The following is a 20,189-nucleotide window of genomic DNA, read 5'->3' on the forward strand; positions in this document are numbered from 1 at the left end:
TATCCATGTACTTACGGCGCCGCGCAGCGCCGGGCGGCAACGAGGCCGGATCCGGAGCGCGGCGCCTTCGCCGTGCCCGTGTGCCGCCCACCACCCCCGGGCGGCGGCCGGGCCGGCGCGCACCACTGCAAGGGGGGCGGCACACCGCCGTGAAGAGGATGTTCGTGGCTCCGGACCCGGGGCGCCTGAGACTGCGCAACTCGGCCCGTGCGGTGATCGGCGTCGGCGCCGCCGTGGCTCTCGCGGAGCTCTGCGGCCTCTCCCTGACCGCCTCCATCACCGGGGGACTGGCCGCCCTGCTCGCGCTGTTCACCGTGGTCGACGCGAGCGTGCGCGCCCAGCGCGTCACCACCGCCCTGCTGCCCGTCGCCGGCTTCCCCGTCCTCGCGCTGGCCACCACCCTGCACGGGGTGCCACTCGCCCGGGACGCCGCCTTCCTCGCCGTCGTCTTCGCCGGGGTCTACGCCCGCCGCTGGGGCCCGCGCGGCCACGCCCTCGGGATCTTCGGCTTCATGATGTTCTTCGTCACCCAGTTCCTGCACGCCGTCCCCGGACAGCTGCCCGAGCTGTACGCCGCCGTCGGACTGGCCCTGTTCGCCGCCGGAGCGGTGCGCTTCGTGCTGTGGCCCATCGAGCGCCGCACCCCGCCCGCGCCCGCCCCGCCCGGGCTTCCGGGCACGGGCCTCGCCAGGCCCACCACCCGCCAGGCATTCCAGGCCACCGCCGCCTGCGCCTTCGCCCTCGCCATCGGCCAGGCGCTCTCCGAGGACCGCTGGTACTGGGCCGTCGGCACCGCCTGGTGGATCTTCGTGAACACCGCCTCCCGCGGCGAGACCCTCGTACGGGGCTTCCGCCGGGTCCTCGGCACCGTGCTCGGCATCGCAGCCGGGCTGCTCATCGCCGTCCCGCTGCACGGCGCGCCCGCGCCGACCGCCGCACTCGTCGCCGTGTGCGTCTTCGGGATCTTCTACACCGCGGCCCCCTCCTACTCCTGGATGATGTTCTTCGTCACCGTCATGGCCGGGCTGCTCTACGGGCTCCTCGGGGTCCTGCACCCCGGACTGCTGCTCCTGCGCTTCCAGGAGACGGCGATCGGCGCCCTCGGCGCGGCCCTCGCCGTCGTGATCATCCTCCCGGTGACCACCCACGCCGCCAACGACGCCTGGATCCAGCGCGCTCTGCACTGCGTCCGCGCCTCCACCGCGGCCGCCCTGGACCGGCTCGCGGGCAGCCCCGCCGCCGACCCCGCCCCGCACGCCGCCGAGCTGGAACTGCTGCTGGGCCGGGTACGGATGGCCCTCGCGCCCCTCGTCCACCCGCTGAGCCCGCTGCGCGCCCGCAAGGCCCGGGCCCGCCAGGTCCTGGCGCTGCTCGACGAATGCGCCCGGGAGGTGCGCGGGCTGGTCGCCGTCGCCGCCGACCCGCAGGCCTCGCACGACGCCCGGCTTGCCGCCGCCTGCTGGCGGGTGGAGGCCGCCGTCGAGGCGCTCACCGCGCCCGACAGCACCCCGGAGCTCGCCGCACCGGCCCGGCCCCGGCCCGCCGCGCCCCCGGAACCGGCCCTCGCCCATCTGCACGGCCTCGAGCACGCCCTCGTCGCGCTCGCCGCCCCGCTGCGCACCGACCCGCGGGCCCCCCTGGTCATCAGCGCCTGAGCAGCCCCTCCCCGGCCGCCTCCAGCCCCGCCGGCAGCCGGCCGGGGGTGTGCACCACCCCCAGGGCCTGCGTGGCCCGGGTCAGCGCCACGTACAGGTCGCTCGGCTGGAGATCGGCCGGCTCCACCACGACCACCGTGTCGAACTCCAGCCCCTTGGCCTGGCGCGGGTCCAGCAGGACCACCTCCCGGGTCAGGTCCGGCTGCGCCCCGGCCCGTACCCCCGGCAGCCCCGCGGCCAGCGGGACGTGCAGCTCCCGGGGCGCGATCACCGCGAGCCGCCCCTGCGCGGGCAGCTCCCGGCGCACCGCCTGCGCCACGGCCCCGGCCAGGTCCTGAGCGGCCAGGGCCCACGGGCGGACCCCGGTGGCCCGTACCGAGCTCGGCGGGGCGAAGCCGGGGTCGCGCTCCCTCAGCACGGCGGCCGCCACCTCCATGATCTCGGCGGGCGTGCGGTAGTTGACCCCCAGCCGGACCAGCTCCCAGCGCTCGCCCACGTACGGGCGCAGGATGCGCTCCCACGATCCGCAGCCCGCCTCCTCGGCGGTCTGGGCCGGATCGCCGACCAGCGTCATCGAGCGGGTCGGGCAGCGCCGCATCAGCAGCCGCCACGCCATCTCCGACAGCTCCTGCGCCTCGTCCACGATGACGTGCCCGAAGGCCCAGGTCCGGTCCGCGGCGGCCCGCTCGGCCGCGCTGCGGTGGTCGGCCTCCTCGTGGCGCTCGGCCATCCGCTCGGCGTCGATGATGTCGTGCGCCGCGAGGTACTCGTTCTCCTCGTCCTCGAACTCGTAGGACCGGGAGCCCTCCGAGAGGTCCAGCACCCCCTGCGCGTACGCGATGCGCCGCTGCCGCTCGCGCTCCTCGGCGGCGCGCCGCGCGCTGTCGTCCTCCCCGAGCAGCTCCGCCGCCTCGTCCAGCAGCGGCACGTCGGCCGGGGTCCAGTCCGGCCGCGCCGACGGCTCGCGCCGGATCAGCTCCGCCTCGCGGGCCGGCAGGTGCGTGGGCTCCGCGAGGAAGTCGCGGACCAGCCGCTCGGGGGTCAGGGAGGGCCACAGGGAGTCGATCGCCGCGTGCACCGCCGGGCTCATCGCGATCTCCTTGCCCAGCTGGGCCACGTCGTCCGGGCCCAGCAGGTTCGGGCCGCCGTACGGATCCGCTCCCAGCCGGTCGGCGAGCTGCGCGGTGAGCGCGTCGATGATCCGGAAGGCGAAGGAGGGCCGTGCCTCGTTGTGCGGCAGCCCGGTGGCCCGGGCCCGGTCCCGCGCCTCGTAGGCCATCGTGCGGTCCAGCAGCAGCGTGCCGTAGTCGTCGTGGTCGATCTCCAGCGCGGGCTCGGGCACGGTGTCGTAGTCCTCGCCGGTGCCCGCCGGCACGCTCTCCGGGAGGCACTGCCGGTCCTCGACCACCCGCGCCAGGACCCGTGCCATCGAGGCCCGGCCCTTCACCGCTGCCGCGCCGGGCCGGTCGGTCCCCGTCGCGTGGACACCCGGATAGAGCTCGCCCGGCGTGGCGAGCAGGACGCCCGTTTCGCCGAGCGCCGGCAGCACCCCGCCGATGTAGCCCAGGAACGCCGGGCCGGGCCCGACGATCAGCACCCCGCGCTTGGCGAGCAGCTCGCGGTGCGCGTACAGCAGGTAGGCGGCCCGGTGCAGGGCGACCGCCGTCTTGCCGGTGCCGGGCCCGCCCTCGACGACCAGCACCCCGCGGTGCGTGGAGCGGATGACCCGGTCCTGCTCGGCCTGGATGGTGCGCACGATGTCGTGCATCCGGCCCGTCCGGGCGGCGTCCAGGGCGGCGAGCAGCACGGCGTCCGCGTCGGCGCCCTCGTACCCGGTGCGCTCCGCGTCGGCCAGGTCGAGGATCTCGTCGTGCAGGGCGGTCACCACCCGGCCGCGGCTGCTGATGTGCCGGCGGCGGCGCAGGCCCATGGGGGTGTGGCCGGTGGCGAGGTAGAAGGGCCGGGCCACCTCGGCCCGCCAGTCCAGGACCAGCGGCGTGCGCTCCGCGTCGTCCGCGCGGATTCCGATGCGGCCGATGTGGTGGTCACGGCCGTCGGAGAACTCCAGACGGCCGAAACACAGGCCGTTCTCCCCCGCATTCAGCGCGGAAAGCAGGCCGGACTGCTCGGCGACCAGGACATCGCGCTCCAGACGTGCCTGGGCACCGTTCCCGACCTCGCGCAATGCTCCCTCGACAGCGCGTTCGGCCTGGTCACGCAGGTGGTCGAGGCGCACATAGAGGTCCGTGACGAATTGCTGCTCTTTACGGAATTCCTCGGTTGACAATTGCACTCCTGCCGCGATACAGTGCCCTCGAAAGCTTCCTCATGTCGTCGTTCCCGACGAAGTCATGAACCATTGAATATACGCTCTCTCCTCCCTCGGCAGCGAATTCCGCCGGGGGATTTTTTGCGTACCGTGGATCTCATGACCACCGCACCCGGCTCCGCCGCCGGCATCGTCTACCGCCTGGCCCGTCCCGAGGACGCGGGGGCCATCGAGGCCCTCGACGGCTCCTTCACCACGGACACCGTCTTCGAGGTGGTCCCGCCGGACGGTGCTTCCTTCGGCTTCCTGCTCCGCGAGGTTCCCGCGGAGCCGCCCCTGTACAAGGCGTTCCCGCCGGAGGAGCACGACGAGCAGGGGTCCGGCGGAGGCGCCGGCGCCGGCGGGGACGCGCGGACCTTCGTGGCCCTCGACGGCGGTCTGGTGTGCGGCTTCGCCGCCGTTGGCTACGCGGTGTGGAACCGGCGGCTGACCATCGAGGACATCGAGGTGGCTCCCGGCCACCGGGGCCGCGGCATCGGCCGGGCGCTGATGGAGTGCGCGGCGGACTTCGCCCGCGAGCGGGGGGCCGAGCACCTCTGGCTGGAGGTGAGCTCCGTCAACGCCCCCGCCGTGCACGCCTACCGGCGGATGGGGTTCAGCCTCTGCGGTCTCGACACCACCCTGTACGACGGCACGCCCGCGGCCGGGGAGCAGGCGCTCTTCATGAGCCGGCCCTGTCTCTGAGGCGTCGGCGAGAACCTGACCGCAGGCCTCCGAGAAGGGTCAACTCCCGCGCTGCGGCGGATCGTACGCCCCTTCGAGCCCGGTCCGCAGGCCTATCTGCGAAGATCACTCGGAGGAGTGTTCCGGACGGCCCTTGCCCGCGGTCCTGACCTGCGGCATGTACAACGGGTGATTGTTTACTGCACATTCATCCGGCATGTACAGGGTGGATCTGCTCGGACAGGGGGTAACGGCCCGGAATGGAAATACTTCAACAGCGCTCCACCACCGCTCAGGTGTGGGAAGCGGCCGAGGAGTTCATCCGACTCTTCCACAGGGAGAACAGCGATGCCGGTGATCCGCGCAACCGGCTCGCCGCCGTACGGTCCGAACTGGCGGAGACCGGCACCTACCGGCACACACCCGAGGAGCTGGTCCACGGGGCCCGGGTGGCCTGGCGCAACAGCAACCGCTGCATAGGCAGGCTCTACTGGAACTCCCTGCGGGTCCGCGACCGCCGGGAGAGCACCGATGCCGAGGACATCGCCGCCGAATGCTTCGAGCACCTGCGCGAGGCGACCAACGGCGGCCGGGTCAGGCCCACGATCACGGTCTTCGCCCCCGACGCCCCGGGCCGCCCCGGCCCGCTGATCTGGAGCGAACAGCTCGTCCGCTACGCCGGCTACGGGGACCACCACTCCGTCACCGTGGGAGACGCCCGCAACGCCCCGCTGACCGAGGCCCTGCTGCGGCTCGGCTGGCGCGGCGGCGCCGGCACCCCCTTCGACCTGCTGCCCCTCGTGGTGCAGGGCGTCGACGACAAGCCGCGCTGGTTCGACACCCCCGCGGACGCCGTCCTGGAGGTCCCGATCGGGCACCCCGAAGACGAGGGCTGGGCGCAGTGGGGGCTGCGCTGGCACGCCGTGCCCGCCATCTCCAACATGTGCCTGGAGATCGGCGGCATCCACTATCCGGCCGCGCCGTTCAACGGCTGGTACATGGGCACCGAGATCGGCGCCCGCAACCTCGCCGACACCGACCGGTACAACCTGCTGCCCGCCGTGGCCCGCCGACTGGGCCTGGACACCTCGAGCGACCGCTCCCTGTGGAAGGACCGCGCGCTCGTCGAGCTCAACCGGGCGGTCCTGCACTCCTTCGACCGCGCCGGGGTCACCATCGCCGACCACCACACCGAGTCCCGGCGCTTCCTGTCCCACATGGAGCGGGAGGAGCGCAAGGGCCGGGACGTGGGCGCGGACTGGTCCTGGATCGTGCCGCCGATCTCCGGCTCGGCGACCCCGGTCTTCCACCGCACGTACGAGGACCGGCCGAGCAGCACCGCGTACGTCCACCACCTGGGCGCCCAGGACCGGGCCCAAGGGCGGGATTTGGTATAGACCTTCTGTTACCGTCGGCTCCGGACGGATCCGGAACGGCGGAGAGGGGCAGCCCGTGTACGGCGCGCAGAACTCGGACCAGGGCGGCGGACACCGGGCCTACATCGGCTCGTTCACCTCGGGGGGCGGCCGCGGTGTCACCACCGCGGCCGTGGATCCGGCCACCGGGGCCCTGACCCCGCTCGGGTCCACCGGCGCCGCCGTCGCGGACCCCTCGTACCTCGCCCTCGCCCCCGGTACGGGCGTGCTCTACGCCGTGAGCGAGACCGGAGAGGGAGCGGTGGCCGCCTTCACGCCCACCGCCGAGGGCCTCGCCCCGCTCGGCCCGGCCGTCCCCGTCGGCGGCTCCGGGCCCACCCACCTCAGCCTGGCCGGAGACCGGCTGCTCACCGCCAACTACACCTCGGGCAGCGTCAGCAGCCTGCCGCTCGGGGCCGACGGCAGCCCGGGCGGCCCCGCGGCCGTCCTCGCGCACGAGGGATCGGGCCCCGACCCCGACCGCCAGGAGCGGCCGCACGCGCACCAGGTGCTGCCCGATCCGAGCGGCCGCTGGGTGCTCAGCGTGGACCTCGGCACCGACTCGGTACGGGTCTGCGCGCTCGACCCGGCCACCGGCGGGCTGCGGCCCCACACCGAGACCGTCCTGCGCGCCGGAACCGGACCCCGGCACCTCACCTTCCACCCGGACGGCGCGGTCGCCTACGTCCTGCACGAGCTGGAGCCGCAGCTGACCGTCTGCCGCTGGAACGCGGCCGCCGGGCAACTGGAACCGGTCGCAGAGGTTCCGATCGCCTCCGCGGGCCCCTCAGAGGCCGTGCGGGCCTACCCCTCGGCGGTGGTCGCCTCGCCCGACGGACGGTTCGTCTGGGCGGCCGTCCGCGGGGCCGACACCATCGCCACCCTCTCGCTGGCCGCGGGCGCCGAGAAGCCGGAGCTCACCGGCGTCGTCCGGTGCGGCGGCAGTTGGCCCCGGGACCTCGCCGCCGACCCCGCCGGGCGCCGCCTGTACGCGGCCAACGAGCGCTCGGGGGACGTCACCTGGTTCGACGTCGACCCCGTGACCGGGCAGCCGCACCGGGCCGGTTCGGTGGCCGTGCCCGCCGCCACCTGCGTGGTCTTCGGCTGACACCCGCAAGCGCGAGGGCCCCCGCCGGTGACGGCGGGGGCCCTCGCGCTCGCGGGTGCGTGAGCGGGATCAGTGCGCAGAGGCGCCCTGGGTGAGCCCGAGAGCCGCCGCGTACTGCGAGACGGCGAGCTTGCCGAGCGCGCCGTAGGCGCCCAGCACCTCGGAGGCGGCGCAGTCGGCTTCCTTGCAGGCGGTGTCCAGCAGCCCGTCGGCGGCCTCCGGGCCGATCAGGTACGGGGCCAGCGCGAGCTGCGTGGAGCCCTCGCGGCGCAGCTGCTCGGCGACGGCGGCCACCGAGCCCTCCTGGTCGAGCGCGGCGGCCTTGACCGGCACGGCGAGCCGGGCGGCGAGCAGCATCCCGGTGATCCCGGCGGCCTGTACGGCCTCCTCGCCACCGGTCGTGGCCAGCACGATGCCGTCGGCGGCGGTGGTCACGGTGAACAGCCGGGCGCGGTCGGCGCGGGCCAGGCCCGCCTCGGACAGGCGCACGTGCAGGCCCTCGGCGAGCAGCGGGTGCGGACCGAGCACGTCGGCCAGCTCGGCCGCGGCCGAGGAGTCCATCAGCGCCTGGCGGACCCGGCGGAGCAGGTCGCCGTCGGGTCCGGCCAGCAGCGGGACCACCACGGCGTCCGGGCCGGTCGGCGCGGGCACCTCGTGGCCGGCCGCGCGGGCGAACTCCGCACGCGCGGCGCGCTCGCCCGCGACGGCGGTCAGCACGCCGGACAGGGACGGGAACTCGGAGGCGTCGTCACCCTCGAGGAAGCCGATGCGGGCATCGAGCCCCGGCAGCTCGGAACGGCCGATGCTGATGATCTCTTCCGCCAGCCCGCGCGAGGAGGGCGAAGGGACCCCGGGCACGGCGAGCACCAGCGCGGGCGCGCCCTCGGGCGCCGCCGCGGGCTCGGGCCGGCGGTGCCGTCCGGTCTGGCGGGGTCGCGGCATTCGTACGGGCAGGCCATTTGCGGGCCCAGTGGGGGAGCTCATGGCGCCGCATGCTACTGGCTTATCGGAACGGGGTGTTCGGGCAGGGCCATCTCCGGTGGCATCTGTCCGTATTTATCCGGTGAAGGGCAGACAGGGTCAACTCACGGACGGCAAGCGCCAGTCCACAGGCTGTGATCCTTGTTCCGCCAGCAGCTGGTTGGTCCTGCTGAACGGCCTGGACCCGAAGAACCCGAAGTCGGCCGACTTGGGGGAGGGGTGGGAGGACTCCACCACCGGCAGTTCGCCGAGGAGCGGCCGCAGGTTGCGGGCCGCCCGGCCCCATAGGACGGACACCAGCGGCTTGCCGCGCGCGGCGAGCGCCCGGATGGCCTGGTCGGTGACGGCCTCCCAGCCCTTGCCCTGGTGGGCGTTGGACCTGCGGGGCGCGGTGGTCAGCGAGCGGTTGAGCAGCAGCACGCCCTGCCGGGTCCACGGGGTGAGGTCGCCGTTCACGGGGCGGCCGGTGCCGAGGTCCCGGTGCAGCTCCAGGAAGATGTTGTCGAGGCTCGGCGGCACCGGCCGCACCTCGGGCGCGACCGAGAAGGACAGGCCCACCGCGTGCCCCGGCGTGGGGTACGGGTCCTGGCCCACGATCAGCACCTTCACCTCGTCGAAGGGCTGCTGGAAGGCGCGCAGGACGTTCGCCCCGGCCGGGACGTAGGTCCGGCCCGCCGCGATCTCGGCGCGCAGGAAGTCGCCCATCGCGGCGATCTGCCCCGCCACCGGCTCCAGAGCCCGGGCCCAGCCCGGCTCGACGATCTCGTTCAACGGTCGTGCTGCCACGGTGGATCACTCTACTGGCCGATCGTCGCCGCCCGCACACAGAGCACGTCCGGCAGGTGCTCGGCCAGCAGCTGCCAGGTCTCGCCGTCGTCGTGGCTGGCGTACAGCTCGCCGTTGCGGTTGCCGAAGTAGATCCCCGCGGGGTCGGCGTCGTCCGTGCACAGCGCGTCGCGCAGCACCGTGCCGTAGTGGTCCCCGTCCGGCAGGCCCTTCGTGAGCGGCTCCCAGCTGGCGCCCGCGTCCCGGGTGCGGAAGACCCGGCAGCGGTGCTCGGCCGGCACCCGGTCGGAGTCCGCGTTGAGCGGGAAGACGTAGGCGGTGTCCGGGCGGTGGGGGTGGGCGGCCACCGCGAAGCCGAAGTCGGAGGGCAGCCCGCCGCCGATGTCGGTCCACCGGGTCCCCGCGTCGTCGCTGCGGTAGACGCCCCAGTGGTTCTGCAGGTACAGCCGGTCCGTGTTCCCGGCGTCCTGGGCGATCTTGTGGACGCACTGGCCGAACTCGGGGTTCGGATCGGGCAGGAACACCGCGGACACCCCGTCGTTGGAGGGCTCCCAGCTGGCCCCGCCGTCCCTCGTCCGGAACACCCCGGCGGTGGAGACGGCCACGGTCACCGCGTCCCGGTCGCGCGGATCGGTGATCACCGTGTGCAGGCCCTCGCCGCCGCCGCCCGGCTGCCAGCTGCCGCGGCTCGGGTGCTCCCACAGCGGGCGGACCAGCTCGAAGGACTCGCCGCGGTCCACCGAGCGGAACAGGGCGGCGGGCTCGGTGCCCGCGTACACCACGTCGGGGGCCTCCGGTCCGGCGGGCTGGAGCTGCCAGACCCGCTCCAGGGAGGCTCCGGTGTCCTTGGGGAACCGCACCGCGGCCGCGGCGGGCTCCTGCCACGTCGCCCCGAGGTCGTCGGAGCTGAAGACGGACGGTCCCCAGTGCGAACTGTCCCCGCCGACCAGCAGCCGGGGCGCCGGCCCCCGCCGGTCGACGGCGACCGCGTACACGGCCTGGGCGTTGAAGTGGGGACCGTCGAACTCCCACGGCGCCGCGCCCCGGCGGCGGCCGATGAAGAGCCCCTTGCGGGTACCCACGAGCAGCAGTACGTCGGCCATGGCCGGTACCTCCGGACTTCGTCGTCCATGCATTCGGAGCTTTTCGGCCAGTCTGCACCCGTCCACTGACAGCGGCCCGGCGGGCGGCGCTGCGTTCCGAGCCGCTGGTTGATACCGATCATTTACGACTCATTTACGATCGGGAAATCGTTGTTACTTGCATGCGGGTGTTCGGAATGGATTGACTTCAGGCCATCACAGCAGCACGCGAGAGGACGTACGTGGCAACCGAGCACCTGTCCCCGCTCGACCTGGCCTTTTGGCGGATCGAATCCGCCGCCCACCCCATGCACCTCGGTGCCCTCGCCGTATTCGCGGCTCCCGGCCGCGGACCCGCCGCCGCCGAGCACGCCGCCGAACTGCTCGCCGCCCGCTGCGCCGCCGTGCCGGGCCTGCGCCGCCGGATCCGGGACGTCCTGTTGCCGGTCGGCGCGGCCGCCTGGTCGCCCGACCCCCGTTTCGACCCGGCCCGGCACGTGTTCCTCGTCCGCACGGACGAGCCCCTCGCGCACACCGCCGCGGGCCCGCTGATGGCCCGGCCCCTGGACCGGGGTCTGCCGCCCTGGGAGGCGCACGTCATGGCCGGGCCCGACCCGGACTCCTTCGCCGTCCTGTTCAAGTTCCACCACGCCCTCGCCGACGGCCTGGGCGCGCTCGCCCTGGCCGCGGCGCTGTTCGACGAGGGCCCGGACCTGCGGCCGTCCGCCCGGCCCGGCCCCGCGCGCCGGCCCCTCCCCGAGCAGCGGGCCGGATCCGCCCTGCGGCGGCTGCCCGGAGTCCTCGCGGCCCGGGTCCAGGAGGTCGGCCAGGCCCTGGAGATCGGCGCCGCCGTGGCCCGCGCCGGCCTGCCGCTCGGGGTCCCCGGGGTGCTCACCGCGGGAGCCTCCGGCAAGGGATCCCGCACGGTCGCGGGGCTCGCCCTCGACCTCGACGAGGTCGCCCTCGTCCGCAAGGCCGCCGGGGGCACCGTCAACGACGTGCTGATCTCCGTGGTCGCGGGCGGGCTGCGGCGCTGGCTGGAGGGCCGGGGCGACCCCGCGCCCTGCGGGCCGGGCCCGCGGGCCCTGATCCCGGTCTCCCGCCGCGGCCGGCCCGGAGGCGGCGGGGGCAACCGGCTCTCCGGATACCTGCTGAGGCTTCCGCTCGCCGAGCGCGACCCGCTGCTGCGCCTGGACCGCGTACGGGCGGCGATGGACCGCAACAAGGACGCGGGACCCGCCCGCGGCGCGGGGGCCGTCGCCCTGCTCGCCGACCACGTCCACCCGCTCGGCCACCGGCTCGGCGGCCCCTTCGTCGCCCAGGCCGCCCGGCTGCTCTTCGACATCCTCGTGACCAGCGTCCCGCTGCCCGGCCTGACCCTCTCCCTCGGCGGAAGCCGGGTCCGGGAGGTCTACCCGCTCGCCCCCCTGGCCCACGGGCAGTCGCTGGCCGTCGCGGTCTCCACCTACAAGGGCACCGCCCATTACGGCCTCGTCGCCGACGCGGCCGCCGTCCCGGACCTGCCGGCCCTGGCGCACGCACTGCGCGCGGAGCTCGACGCGCTTGTACGAGAGGTCTCGTAGTACGAGAGATTTCGTAGTACGGTGACTCTCGTACTTAGCCCCCGATCCCCGGTCCGCCCGGTGACGTCTGGAGAGCCCTGATGAGTGCTGCCCCCGCTGCCTTCGCAGCCCTGTTCGCGCCCTACACCCTCCGCTCGGTCACGGCCGCGAACCGCGTGTGGATGGCCGCGATGTGCCAGTACAGCGCCGAACCCTCCGGCCCGAACGCGGGCGTGGCCGACGACTGGCACTTCGCCCACTACGCGGCCCGCGCCGCCGGCGGCACCGGCCTGATCATCCAGGAGGCCACCGCTGTCTCCCCGGAGGGCCGGATCTCCCCCTACGACCTCGGCATCTGGAACGACACCCAGGTCGAGGCGCTGCGCCGGATCACCGGCTTCCTGAAGTCCCAGGGCGCCGTCCCCGGCATCCAGATCGCCCACGCCGGACGCAAGGCCTCCACCGACCGCACCTGGAAGGGCGGCGGCCCCGTCGGCCCCGAGGAGCACGGCTGGCAGGCGGTCGCGCCCAGCGCCGTGCCCTTCTCCGAGGCCCACCCGGTTCCCCACGAGCTGACGGCCGATGAGATCCGCGAGATCGTCGGGCAGTTCGCGGCCGCGGCCGAGCGCGCGCTCGCGGCGGGCTACGAGGTCGTGGAGATCCACGGCGCGCACGGCTACCTGATCGGCGAGTTCCTCTCCCCGCACAGCAACAGGCGCACCGACGCGTACGGCGGCTCCTTCGGCAACCGCACCCGCTTCGCCCTCGAAGTCGTCGACGCCGTACGGTCGGTGTGGCCCGAGGAGCTCCCGCTGTTCTTCCGGATCTCCGCCACCGACTGGCTGGAGGCGGACGGCTGGACCGCCGACGAGACGGTCCGGCTGGCCCGGCTGCTCCAGGAGCACGGGGTGGACCTCCTCGACGTCTCCACGGGCGGCCTCGCCCCCGGCGCGACGATCCCGGTCGGCCCCGGCTACCAGGTGCCCTTCGCGGCCCGGGTCAAGGCCGAGACGGGCCTGCCCACGGCCGCCGTCGGCCTGATCACCGAACCGGAGCAGGCCGAGAAGATCCTGGCCAACGGCGAGGCCGACGCGGTCCTGCTGGGCCGGGAGCTGCTGCGCGACCCGTACTGGGCCCGCCGCGCGGCCGCCGAACTGGGCGCGGAGATCCGTACGCCGGCCCCGTACCACCGCTCCTGGTGACGTGGCGGTCCTGTTGACGCGCCAGTCGTGGCGACGCACCGGCCGTGGCGACGCACCGGCCGTGGTGACGCACCGGTCGTGGTGACGCGCCGGCCGTGGTGACGCGCTGGTCCGGCGACGCGCCGGCCGTGGTGACGCACCGGTCGTGGTGACGCGCCGGCCGTGGTGACGCGCTGGTCCGGCGACGCACCGGTCCCGGCGGGGCCGGGCCGCACCCGGCCCGGCTCATACGATGACTCTCGTACGATGGGGGACCGACCACCCGGGCGAGCGAGCGGAGCAGGCACATGACGGAACGTGACGCGGCCCGCGCCCTGGCCCACCCCGAGGCGGACGGCATCCGCCTGGAGGGAGTGCTGCACGCGCTCTCCGACCCGGTCCGGCTCTCCATCGTCCGGGACCTCGACGGCTCGGCCTCGGCGCTGGCCTGCTCCTCCTTCGACCTGCCGGTCACCAAGTCCACGACCACCCACCACTTCCGCGTCCTGCGGGAGAACGGTGTCGTACGCCAGACCTACCGCGGCACCACCAAGCTCAACGCCCTGCGCCGCGAGGAGCTGGAGGGCCTCTTCCCCGGCCTCCTCGACAGCGTCCTCACGGCGGCCGCCGCCGAGGAAGCCCGCCTGGGCAAGGCCTGAGACGGCCCCTTACGCCAGCCCGGCCGCGCCCAACAGGCCCTGCCAGTCGGGGATCTTCACCGAACGGCGGCCCAGCGAGCGGCCCAGGTCGGCCTCGGCGGTCTCCACGGCCAGCCAGCCCGGCCACTCCACCGGCCGCAGCCCCGCCGCGCGCAGCGCGTCCAGCGGGTCGCCCGGCAGCTCGCGCCGGGCCAGCGCCCCCGCGTCCTGGAGCAGCGAGGAGGCGGTCTCCTTGGCGCAGGGCCGGTTCGTGCCGATCACCCCGGTCGGGCCGCGCTTAATCCAGCCCGCCACGTACTCGCCGACCGAGGCCCGGCCCGCGCGCACCACCCGGCCCGCCGCGTGCGGGACCGTGCCCGTCGCCGGGTCGAAGGGCAGGCCCGCCAGCGGGACGCCCTTGTACCCCACCGAGCGCAGCACCAGCTGCGCCCCGAGGTCCTCGTACACCCCCGTCCCGCTCACCCCGCCCCGGCCGTCGGGGGCCGTCCGTTCGAAGCGCACGCCGCTCACCCGGCCCCCGGGCCCGCCCAGGATCTCCACCGGGCGCAGGTAGAACCGCAGGTCGATGCGGCGCCCCGCCCCGCCCGGGCCCCGCTCCGCCCAGCCGCGCAGCACCTCGAGGTTGCGCCGGGCCACCGCGGGCAGCGCCGCGGCCGCGGCCGGGTCTCCGTAGACCGGGTCGAGGGCCGCCTCGGCGGGATCCACCACGGCGTCGACGCCGGGCAGCGTGCCCAGCTCCCGCAGCTCCTTGGTGGTGAACTTGCCCTGCGAGGGGCCGCGCCGGGCCACCATCGCCACCCGCCGCACCCCGCTCTCGGCGAGCGCGCCGAGCGCCGGCTGCGGCATGTCCGTCGGCGCCAGCTCCGCCTCGCCCCGGGCCAGGATCCGCGTCACGTCCACGGCGACGTTGCCCGCGCCGACCACGACCGCCGAGTCCACCCCGGCCAGCCCGAACGCCTCGGCGACGGCGTCGGGGTGTCCGCTGTACCAGGACACGAAGGCCGTCGCGGAATGCACCCCGGCCAGCTCCTCGCCGGGGATCCCCAGCATGCGGTCGCGCGCCGCGCCCACGCAGTACACCACCGCGTGGTACAGCTCCAGCAGCCGCTGGGTCGACAGCTGCTCCCCGCCGACCTCGACGTTCCCGAGGAAGCGGATCCGCTCGTCCTCCAGCACGGTGCGCAGGCTGCCCTGCAGCGACTTGATCTTCTCGTGGTCGGGGGCCACCCCGTACCGCACGAGCCCGTACGGGGCCGGCAGCCGGTCCAGTACGTCGACCCGCACGCCCGGCACCTCGCGCTGCTGCACCAGGGTCTGGGCCGCGTAGACCCCGCTGGGGCCCGATCCGACGACGGCGATACGAAGCACGGCGGAGCTCCTCCCGCAGGTGGTCCCAGCATGACACCGGGTGCTCCGGCCGTCAGCCCATCGCGCGCATCCGGTGGACCTCGGCGCTCTGCGTGGCCACCACCTCGGTGGCCATCTCCTCGACCGCGACGTTGTTGCCCCCGGCCAGCGCCTGGCCCGCCATCTTCAGCGCGCCCTCGTGGTGTGCGGTCATCAGCTTCAGGAACAGCCGGTCGAAGTCGGCGCCGGCGGCCCCGGTCAGCTCCCGCAGCTGCTGCTCCGTGGCCATGCCGGGCATCGCGCCGTGGTCGTGTCCGCCCGTGCCCGCCGGCGGCGCGGGGTGGAGGGCCAGCCACCGCTCCATCGCCCCGATCTCGGGCTGCTGGGCGGCGGCGATGCGCTCCGCCAGGCGCTTGACCCCGTCCGCCGAGGCCCGCTGCGGCGCCAGCGCGCTCATGGCCAGCGCCTGCCGGTGGTGCTCGATCATGCCCTGCACGTAGGCGTGGTCGGCGGCGTTCGGGCTGTCGTCGGGCTTTTCCCCGGCGGCCTGTTCGGGGGTGAGGGTGCGCGCCTTCTCGCCCGGCTTGCCCGGTGCGACGACCACGGGCCGGCCGTCCTCGGCCCCCGGGGCCCCGCCGGCCCGGTCCTCGTCCTGGCAGCCGGCGAGTACCAGCAGGAGGCCCGCGGCCACGACCGCGGCGGAGCACCGGCCCCGGCGGGTTCCCCGTGCCTCGCGCCCCCGGGGGTCTTTTGCCATGTCCATGGAAAGGAAGATACTGCCGGGGTCCGGGTTCCGTTCCCCCATCGAGCGGAACCGACCGGACTCCCATGGGAGGGCACAGTGAGCTCGTTCCACAGCACGAGAGCAGGCAGGGGGAGAGTGGCGGCGGCCGTCGCGGCGGCCGGACTCCTCGCCACGCTCCTGACCGCCGGGCCGGCGGCCGCCACCCCCGACCCGGGCGACCTCGCACCGGGCGGCGGCAGCCGGCAGGACGCGGGCATCGTCGAGGGCAGGGAGATCGCCCCCGGCGAGATCCCCGGCCAGGACGAGATCGTGCACAGCAAGAACATCAAGCACCTGGCGAACGTTCCCCTCGCCGAGAGCGCGACGATCAACACCGACCTGGCGTTCCAGGGCAAGTACGCCTACGCGGGCAACTACAACGGCTTCACGATCTACGACATCGCCAACCCCAGGGCCCCGAAGACCGTCAGCCAGGTGCTGTGCCCCGGCGGCCAGAACGACATCTCCGTCCACGGGGACCTGCTCTTCCTCTCCACCGACTCCTCGCGCAGCGACGACTCCTGCACCAGCGTCACGCAGCCCGCGACGGAGAAGTCCTCCTGGGAGGGCATCAAGATCTTCGACATCAAGGACAAGAAGAACCCCAAGTACATCAAGTCCGTCGAGACCAACTGCGGTTCGCACACCCACACCCTGGTGCCGGACGGCCGCGACATCTACGTGTACGTCGCCTCCTACTCCCCGAACGAGGCCTTCCCCGACTGCAAGCCGCCGCACGACGGCATCTCGGTGGTGAAGGTCCCGAAGAAGGCGCCGACCAAGGCCGCCGTGGTCGCCTTCCCGGTCCTGTTCCCGGACGGCGGCAACCCGGGCGGGCCCACCAACCCCGGCGTCTCCAAGACCACCGGCTGCCACGACATCACCGTGCTGCCGTCGAAGAACCTGGCCGCCGGCGCCTGCATGGGCGACGGCATCCTCTTCGACATCAGCCGGCCCGAGCAGCCGAGGGTCATCGACCGGGTGCAGGACAACGTGAACTTCGCGTTCTGGCACTCGGCCACCTTCAACGAGCGGGCGGACAAGGTGGTGTTCACCGACGAGCTCGGCGGCGGAGGCGGCGCCACCTGCAACGAGGCCACCGGCCCCGACCGGGGCGCCGACGGGATCTACGACATCACCGGCCGCGGGGACCAGCGCAAGCTCGCCTTCCGCAGCTACTTCAAGATCCCGCGCCACCAGGCCGACACCGAGAACTGCGTGGCCCACAACGGCTCGCTGGTCCCGGTCGGCGGCGGCCGCGACATCATGGTGCAGGCCTGGTACCAGGGCGGGGTCTCGGTGTGGGACTTCACCGACTCCGCCCGGCCCAAGGAGATCGGGTACTTCGAGCGAGGCCCGCTGACCACCGATGCGCTCGGACTCGGCGGTTCCTGGTCGGCGTACTACTACAACGGCCACATCTACTCGAACGACATCGCCAAGGGCTTCGACGTGCTCCGGCTCGACGACTGGCGCACCGAGAGCGCCAAGTGGGTGTGGATGGACCGGCTCAACGTCCAGACCCAGCCCGAGTACCGCTGACCGCCGGTCGCCGGAACACCGGCGACCGGTGCCCGGCGACCTCAGTGAATCGTTCCGCCGGGCGGCCCGCCGGCCGGCGGAACACCGAGCTCCCAGTCCAGCCCGTAGCGCTGGAACAGCTCGGCCCGCAGCCGGGCCGGCGGCATCGGCGCACCGGGCAGCAGGACCGCCACCACGGCGCCCATCAGCAGCGCCCGCAGCAGCGGATAGTCCGCGTCCACGTCCGGCGAGCCGTACCGGGCGACGGTGTCCCGCAGCAGCTCCGCGAGCCGCTGCTGCTCCGGGCACTGCACGAAGCCCTCGGCCGTGAGGATGCCCGCCATGTGCGTCCGCATCAGCAGCGGCTGGTCCCGGGCCAGCCCGAGGACGGCGTCGATCGCGCGCGCCAGCCGCTCCCGTCCGTCGTCGCTGCGCGGCTCGCGCTCCAGGGCCGCGTCCAGGGTGAGGTGCATCAGCCGGTGCACCGCCGACTGCAGCAACTGCCGTTTGCCCGGGAAGTAGTACGAGACCAGGCCGCGGGCCGCGCCCGCCCGGTCGGCGATGTCGCCGAGGGTCGTGGCCTCGTAGCCCCGCTCGGCGACGAGCTCGACCGTGGCCTGGAGCAGCCGCTCCCGGGAACGTCTGCGCAATTCTTCATTGACCGATGCGCTGCGCGGGGACATGCTTACTCCTGCGTTGACTGGCTCGGAGCCAATATACTCAGCGCGCGGGGCCGCCTGCTCTGGGTGACACGGGGGATCGCCCAGGGCAGGCACACTCCCGGCGAGGGCCCGCGGTCGCCGCGACGACTGCCACCAGGGCCACGCCCAGCAGCCATCCGCCCAGTACGTCCGACGGCCAGTGCACCCCGAGGTAGATCCGGGTGAAGCCCACCCCGAGCACCGAGACCACGGCGGCGGCCCACGCCGCGGCCGCCGCCCACCGCGGGGTCCGGCGGGGGAGCAGCCACAGCAGCAGCCCGCACACCACCGTCGCCGTCATCGCGTGGCCGGAGGGATAGGCCGCGAACTCCGCCCGGTCGACCGGATCGGGCCACTGCGGACGCTCCCGCCCCACCAGTGCCTTCAGGCCCTGCTGCACCGCGGTCGCCCCGACCACCGCCACCGCCAGCCGCACCGTGAGCTCCCGCCGGCCCCGCAGCCACAGCAGCACGCCGGCGGCGGCGGCCAGGGCCCGCATGGCCCACGGGTCCCACACCCAGTCGCTGAGGATCCGCATGGCCTGCGTGACCCCGGGGTGGGCGACCGCGTGGCGGTGGAGGTCCCGGACCACCTGCTCGTCGAACGAGAGCAGCGGCCGCCACCCCGCCACCACCAGGGCCGTCACGACGGCCGCGAGCAGGGCGCAGCCGATGCCCGCCCAACGCAAGTGATCGCTCCGCATGGGGCGATCCTCGCACCACGCGCCCCGGGAGCGGGACGGCGCGCGGGCCCCTACCCCAGGGCGCTCAGCCCGGGCACGAAGGCCACCAGCAGCGGTACCGCCGGGACCAGGGCCGCCAGCGCCGTCAGCCGGAGCCTGCTCAGCGCGGACAGCCGGGGCGCGGCCGACAGCAGCCGCCGCACCCGTTCCTGTACGTGCGCCTGCGGGGCCGCGGAGGGGCCGAACACCCCGCGGTCCTCGTTCAGCCCGACCAGGGCCAGCGCGATGGTGAGCCGGCCGTACCGCCGCGAGGCCACGTCGTCGGCGGCCAGTTCGACCAGGCGGTGCATCTGCGCCTCGAAGGCCGCGAAGACCGGCACCTGCGGGAAGCCCCCGGCCAGGGCCCGCGAACAGTGCAGCAGCCAGTCGTGCCGGGCGGCCGCGTGCCCCTGCTCGTGGGCCAGGACCGCGTCGAGCTGGCTCCCCTTCAGCCGGCCCAGCGCCGCCGTCGTGACCACCAGCTGCGGGGCGGTCCCGGGCAGCCACCAGGCGTCCGGCCGCGGGCCCTCCAGGACGACGAGCCGCGCGCCCGTGGGCTCCTCCCCGGGCAGCAGCGGGGCCCGCACCAGCAGTTCGCTTCCCCGCGCACGCCGCCGGGCCCGCGCCCCGAGCACCTCCCGGGCCAGCATCGCCGCGGTCCACAGCGCCCCGCCCGCCAGCACGAGGGCGGTGCCGGCGGCCCAGGGGCCGCCGGAAGCCCCCAGGGCGTAGGCGTCCACGACCCCGTGCGGGGCGGCGGCGAAGAGCCGCCCCCGCACCGCGTGCCAGGCGGCGGCCGAGCTCAGCAGCATCGACAGCCCGAAGCACAGGAGCACCGCGGCCACCACGCACTGCCACACCCACAGGGCCACGACGGGTTCGCGCTCGGGCCAGCGGGCGCGGGCCAGCAGCCGGGGTGCGAGCACCGCGGTCAGGGCACCGAGCAGCAGGAGAGCGACGGGGACCATCATGGCCGCCAGCCTATGAGCGCGGGGCTACCTGCGGGTACGGTCGCGGGGCATTGGTGACGCAGGACACGTGCGCCCGCGCCCTCACATCATGAGCAGCATCGCTAACATCCCCATCCCCATGGCCAGTCGGCAGGCCCGGGACAGCTCGGCCGACGCCACCGGGTAGCTGCCCTGCGCGCCGCCGCCCGCCGCGACCAGACGGGCCCCGCCCAGCAGCACGTACCCGGCGAAGTAGAGCAGCAGCAGCCCGGTGACCAGGGACGGCCCGCCGCCGTGCCCGTAGCCCGCCGCCGTCAGCGCCATGTAGGCCATGGCCAGCGAACCCACCAGGTGGTGCGCGTGGTGCGCCCCGCCGCGCAGCAGCCACACCCCGTGCAGGGCGGCGGCGCAGAACACCGCGCCGAGGGCGAGCGCCTGCCACCCGTCACGGTCCCCGAGGGGAACCGCCATCAGCGCCATGCCGAACGCCATGACCGCCTCCCCGGCCGCGGCGCCGCCCGATCTGCGCACCTGCCGCAGGCAGTACGCCCCGCTCACCGCGCACAGGACGACGAGCAGCCAGGCGGAGGCGAGGTCGGATGAGGACATGGCGGAACCGTGCACGGCGGAACCTCCCGGTTCGTCGGCGTCAGGGGAAGGGATGCCCCTCTCACCGCGCCTTCACGCGGCCCCGGGATAGGCTCTGCCTGCCGAATTCGGCATGTCACATGCCACCGCGCAGAA

Annotated in this window: 18 protein-coding genes; 8 read left to right on the top strand and 10 right to left on the bottom strand. The window is 74.5% G+C overall.

Translation table 11 applies throughout. The annotated features are described in order from the left end of the window. Nucleotides 1-158 precede the first annotated feature (158 nt). Entirely contained in the window at nt 159-1,655 is a 1,497-nt protein-coding gene (locus AB0D66_RS08130; protein ID WP_362298853.1) for an FUSC family protein, read from the top strand. Here AB0D66_RS08130 and AB0D66_RS08135 read toward each other — a convergent pair. Continuing rightward, nucleotides 1,645-3,942: an ATP-binding domain-containing protein gene (locus tag AB0D66_RS08135; protein WP_362298418.1), complete on the bottom strand. Its 2,298-nt coding sequence runs from the start codon at nt 3,940-3,942 to the stop codon at nt 1,645-1,647. The genes AB0D66_RS08130 and AB0D66_RS08135 overlap by 11 nt on opposite strands. Before the next feature lie 141 nt (nt 3,943-4,083). On the opposite strand from AB0D66_RS08135, the gene AB0D66_RS08140 reads away from it, so the two are divergent. The 3 genes from AB0D66_RS08140 to AB0D66_RS08150 all read left to right on the top strand — a co-directional run bounded on the left by AB0D66_RS08140 (nt 4,084) and on the right by AB0D66_RS08150 (nt 7,170). Next, entirely contained in the window at nt 4,084-4,668 is a 585-nt protein-coding gene (locus AB0D66_RS08140; RefSeq protein WP_362298421.1) for a GNAT family N-acetyltransferase, read from the top strand. Between the two features lie 239 nt (nt 4,669-4,907). Next, a complete protein-coding gene (locus AB0D66_RS08145) occupies nt 4,908-6,044 on the top strand; it encodes a nitric oxide synthase oxygenase (RefSeq protein ID WP_362298424.1) in 1,137 nt (378 codons plus the stop codon). Between the two features lie 55 nt (nt 6,045-6,099). Beyond that, entirely contained in the window at nt 6,100-7,170 is a 1,071-nt protein-coding gene (locus AB0D66_RS08150; protein ID WP_362298427.1) for a lactonase family protein, read from the top strand. Between the two features lie 69 nt (nt 7,171-7,239). On the opposite strand, the gene AB0D66_RS08155 is transcribed toward AB0D66_RS08150, so the two are convergent. From AB0D66_RS08155 to AB0D66_RS08165, 3 genes are all read right to left on the bottom strand, one after another. Continuing rightward, entirely contained in the window at nt 7,240-8,154 is a 915-nt protein-coding gene (locus tag AB0D66_RS08155; RefSeq protein WP_362298430.1) for a hypothetical protein, read from the bottom strand. Nucleotides 8,155-8,250: 96 nt separating this feature from the next. Beyond that, nucleotides 8,251-8,937: a uracil-DNA glycosylase gene (locus AB0D66_RS08160; RefSeq protein ID WP_362298432.1), complete on the bottom strand. Its 687-nt coding sequence runs from the start codon at nt 8,935-8,937 to the stop codon at nt 8,251-8,253. Nucleotides 8,938-8,948: 11 nt separating this feature from the next. Continuing rightward, nucleotides 8,949-10,040 (bottom strand): exo-alpha-sialidase, encoded by a 1,092-nt coding sequence (locus AB0D66_RS08165; protein ID WP_362298434.1) that lies wholly within the window; start codon nt 10,038-10,040, stop codon nt 8,949-8,951. Nucleotides 10,041-10,261: 221 nt separating this feature from the next. Between AB0D66_RS08165 and AB0D66_RS08170 the strand changes: the two genes are divergently transcribed. The 3 genes from AB0D66_RS08170 to AB0D66_RS08180 all read left to right on the top strand — a co-directional run bounded on the left by AB0D66_RS08170 (nt 10,262) and on the right by AB0D66_RS08180 (nt 13,421). Next, complete coding sequence (locus AB0D66_RS08170; RefSeq protein ID WP_362298437.1) at nt 10,262-11,602, top strand: wax ester/triacylglycerol synthase family O-acyltransferase; 1,341 nt, start codon at nt 10,262-10,264, stop codon at nt 11,600-11,602. An 80-nt stretch (nt 11,603-11,682) separates the two neighbouring features. Next, a complete protein-coding gene (locus AB0D66_RS08175) occupies nt 11,683-12,783 on the top strand; it encodes an NADH:flavin oxidoreductase/NADH oxidase (protein WP_362298440.1) in 1,101 nt (366 codons plus the stop codon). Between the two features lie 287 nt (nt 12,784-13,070). Continuing rightward, entirely contained in the window at nt 13,071-13,421 is a 351-nt protein-coding gene (locus AB0D66_RS08180; RefSeq protein WP_362298442.1) for a helix-turn-helix transcriptional regulator, read from the top strand. 9 nt (nt 13,422-13,430) lie between these two features. Here AB0D66_RS08180 and AB0D66_RS08185 read toward each other — a convergent pair whose 3' ends face one another. Further along, nucleotides 13,431-14,789, bottom strand: coding sequence for an FAD-dependent oxidoreductase (locus AB0D66_RS08185; RefSeq protein WP_362298445.1), 1,359 nt, complete (start codon nt 14,787-14,789; stop codon nt 13,431-13,433). A 52-nt stretch (nt 14,790-14,841) separates the two neighbouring features. Further along, on the bottom strand, nt 14,842-15,525 hold the full coding sequence (locus AB0D66_RS08190; RefSeq protein ID WP_362298855.1) for a DUF305 domain-containing protein: 684 nt from the start codon (nt 15,523-15,525) through the stop codon (nt 14,842-14,844). A gap of 84 nt (nt 15,526-15,609) precedes the next feature. On the opposite strand from AB0D66_RS08190, the gene AB0D66_RS08195 reads away from it, so the two are divergent. Then, nucleotides 15,610-17,094, top strand: coding sequence for a hypothetical protein (locus tag AB0D66_RS08195; RefSeq protein ID WP_362298447.1), 1,485 nt, complete (start codon nt 15,610-15,612; stop codon nt 17,092-17,094). Between the two features lie 41 nt (nt 17,095-17,135). Here the strand turns inward: AB0D66_RS08195 and AB0D66_RS08200 are convergent, their stop codons facing one another. The 4 genes from AB0D66_RS08200 to AB0D66_RS08215 all read right to left on the bottom strand — a co-directional run bounded on the left by AB0D66_RS08200 (nt 17,136) and on the right by AB0D66_RS08215 (nt 20,054). Next, nucleotides 17,136-17,756 carry a helix-turn-helix domain-containing protein gene (locus AB0D66_RS08200; RefSeq protein WP_362298450.1) on the bottom strand — a complete coding sequence of 207 codons (621 nt, stop codon included), beginning with the start codon at nt 17,754-17,756 and terminating at the stop codon, nt 17,136-17,138. Between the two features lie 37 nt (nt 17,757-17,793). Then, entirely contained in the window at nt 17,794-18,477 is a 684-nt protein-coding gene (locus tag AB0D66_RS08205) for a phosphatase PAP2 family protein (protein WP_362298453.1), read from the bottom strand. Nucleotides 18,478-18,527: 50 nt separating this feature from the next. After that, on the bottom strand, nt 18,528-19,466 hold the full coding sequence (locus tag AB0D66_RS08210; RefSeq protein WP_362298456.1) for a M48 family metalloprotease: 939 nt from the start codon (nt 19,464-19,466) through the stop codon (nt 18,528-18,530). A gap of 81 nt (nt 19,467-19,547) precedes the next feature. Continuing rightward, the gene (locus AB0D66_RS08215; RefSeq protein WP_362298459.1) at nt 19,548-20,054 is read right to left on the bottom strand and encodes a DUF5134 domain-containing protein; all 507 of its coding nucleotides are present in this window, start codon (nt 20,052-20,054) and stop codon (nt 19,548-19,550) included. Between the last annotated feature and the right edge of the window lie 135 nt (nt 20,055-20,189).

Origin of the sequence: Streptomyces sp. NPDC048270 (assembly GCF_040652335.1) — a bacterium.
Taxonomy (GTDB): Bacteria; Actinomycetota; Actinomycetes; order Streptomycetales; family Streptomycetaceae; genus Streptomyces.